Raw genomic sequence first — 2,290 nt, 5'->3', positions numbered from 1 at the left:
TATCTCGCCGGTTCCTGATTCACCGTCGTCGTGACTGATTCGTTACCGTCTTACCTGGTTCGACAACGAACACTCGCGTGCCGAACACGCCGAGCCCTGCCTGCGGCGCGCGAGTCATGTCAGCTACACCACCTGGCAGGGGTGGGGGACCCACTTCTTCGTTCCTGATCCGCGAAGCGCAGATCAAGAACTCGGGGTGAAGCTCGCGTCGCACGCACGAAGCGCCGAGAGCCGGGCCGAGCAACAGGTCCGAACCCGACAGCTCACCTCACAGGCGTTCGAGAGGTTGCACATTGTCCATCAAGAACACGCCGGGCCCGCTGCGTCCTGTGAAGCAGACGCGCACCCTGGCCATGCTCACCACGACCGTCGCCGTCTCCGGTGGTCTGGTCGCTGGTCTCGGCATCACGCAGAGCGCCGGTGCGGCCCCTGAGTCGGGCGCCGTTCACGAGGCCGCGGCTGCCGCCACGACACCCCTCGAGCTCAAGACCGTCACGCCGGCCAAGAAGCTCGTCGTCGCCCCGAAGGCCGCCCCGAAGCCCGCCGCCAAGGCCGCCCCGAAGCCCGCCGCCAAGGCCGCCGCGAAGCCCGCCGCCGCGAAGAAGTCGACGCGCGCGACGTCGCAGGCGCTGAAGCAGGTGTCGCGCTCGCAGGCCCGCAGTGCGCTGACGTCGGCCTCCGTGAAGCCCGTCAGGGCCGAGCGCAAGGCGAAGATCGCCGAGCCGGCGCAGCGTCGCTCGATCGTCGTCAAGAAGCGCACCGCGCCCGCCGCGTCGCAGTCGACGAACACCCAGCGCGCCACCGCGACGCACCAGCGCGTGCATCGCACGCACGCTCGCCAGGCGGTTTCGCAGCACACCCAGGCTCGCCCGGTCGCCCAGACGCCGCGTCACCAGCAGGCACCCGTGCACCGCGCGACGGTGCGTCACGCCACCACGACGCACTCGGCCACGCCGACCTACGCCTCGAGCGCGCAGAAGGCCACGAACACGGCTTCCGCCTCGCGTTCGAACTCCGGAGTCGTCTCCATCGCCGCGGGCCTGACGGGTATCCCCTACGTCTACGGCGGATCGTCGACCTCCGGTGCCGACTGCTCCGGTTACGTCGCGATGGTCTTCGCGAAGGCCGGCATCCAGCTGCCGCACCAGTCGGGCGCCATCAAGGCGATGACGACGCCCGTCAGCGACCCGCGCCCCGGCGACCTCGTCTTCCTGCCGGGCCACGTCGCGATCTACGCCGGCAACGGCATGGTCTACGAGGCGCGCCACCCGGGCACCGTCACCGGCCTGTACCCGGTGCTGTCGGGTTCGACCTACGGTCGCCTCTGATCGATGTGATCGGTCGGCCCGCGCGGCCACCTGAGAAGCGCCCTCCCCGTCATCGTGACGGGGAGGGCGCTTCTTCGTGTGGCGCGTGCTTCGAGCGGGGTCGTGGTGGTCTGCCGTGACGATCCTGCGTCAGTGGTAGTCGCGGCGAATGACGGTGACGGCGAGCGCCAGGCCGAGCAGTGCGAGGCCGACACCGCCGGCGACGAGCAGGGGGCTCGTCGAACTCGAGTCGGATTCGTCGGCTGATGCCGCGTCCGAGGGGGCGAGCGACGGGCTGGAGGTGCTGGTCGACGACGCCGAACTGGAACGACTCGACGACGAAGACGAAGACGACCCGGACGAAGACGAAGACGATTCGGGCGACGAGGTGGCGCTCGTCGAACTGCTGCGCGGTGTCGTCGGTGCCATCGGCGTCGTGGGGGCCAGGGGGGATGCGGGGCTCGATGCGCCCGTAGATGCGATCGTGGGCGCGAGCGTCGGCTCGTCGCTCGTCGGGGCGGGCGAGGTGCTCTGGCGCGGTGTCCGTGTCGGCTCAGCGGTCGCGAGCGACGTCGAAGATGTGGACGGTGCGTCACCGCAGCCGCTGAGGGGCAGCGAGCCAGCGGAGCCGCCGGAGGCCGTCGTCACGAAGATGGCACGGGCCTGCGAGGGTGTGCTGACGCGCACGGTGAGGCTCTGACCGGCGCCGACACTCGTCGCTGCCGGTGTCGCGCCGCCTCCGGCGCCGGTCGTGAATGAGAACGTCTGGGTTTCGGGGGCGGCGTTCGTCAGGGTGACGAGGGCCGAGTATCCGCCGGATGCGCTGCACGTGGCGCTCTGGAACACGGCGCTGCTCACGCCCGCGCCGGTGCTCGGCGAGCTCAACGGTGCGGTGGGGTCGGCGGTTGCCGCTGGCGCGCCGAGCACGATGGCTCCCGCGGCGAGCAGGGCGGCTGCGCCGGCACGAGAGCCGGCACGAAGGC

1 protein-coding gene, 1 pseudogene and 1 riboswitch are annotated in these 2,290 nt (G+C 70.8%); of the genes and pseudogenes, one reads left to right on the top strand and one right to left on the bottom strand.

Annotated features, from left to right (window positions below; translation table 11 throughout):
• Positions 1–111: 111 nt before the first annotated feature.
• Positions 112–292: riboswitch (cyclic di-AMP (ydaO/yuaA leader) on the top strand.
• 1 nt (position 293) lies between these two features.
• Complete coding sequence (locus B2284_RS00330) at positions 294–1,328, top strand: C40 family peptidase (RefSeq protein ID WP_286697069.1); 1,035 nt, start codon at positions 294–296, stop codon at positions 1,326–1,328.
• Between the two features lie 129 nt (positions 1,329–1,457).
• On the opposite strand, the pseudogene B2284_RS00325 reads toward B2284_RS00330, so the two are convergent.
• Positions 1,458–2,290 (bottom strand): annotated as a pseudogene (locus B2284_RS00325) (hypothetical protein); the annotation flags it as partial.

It is taken from the genome of Dermacoccus sp. UBA1591, assembly GCF_002322065.1.
Classification (GTDB): Bacteria; Actinomycetota; Actinomycetes; order Actinomycetales; family Dermatophilaceae; genus Dermacoccus; species Dermacoccus nishinomiyaensis.
This window is presented reverse-complemented; position numbering and strand designations above follow the sequence as displayed.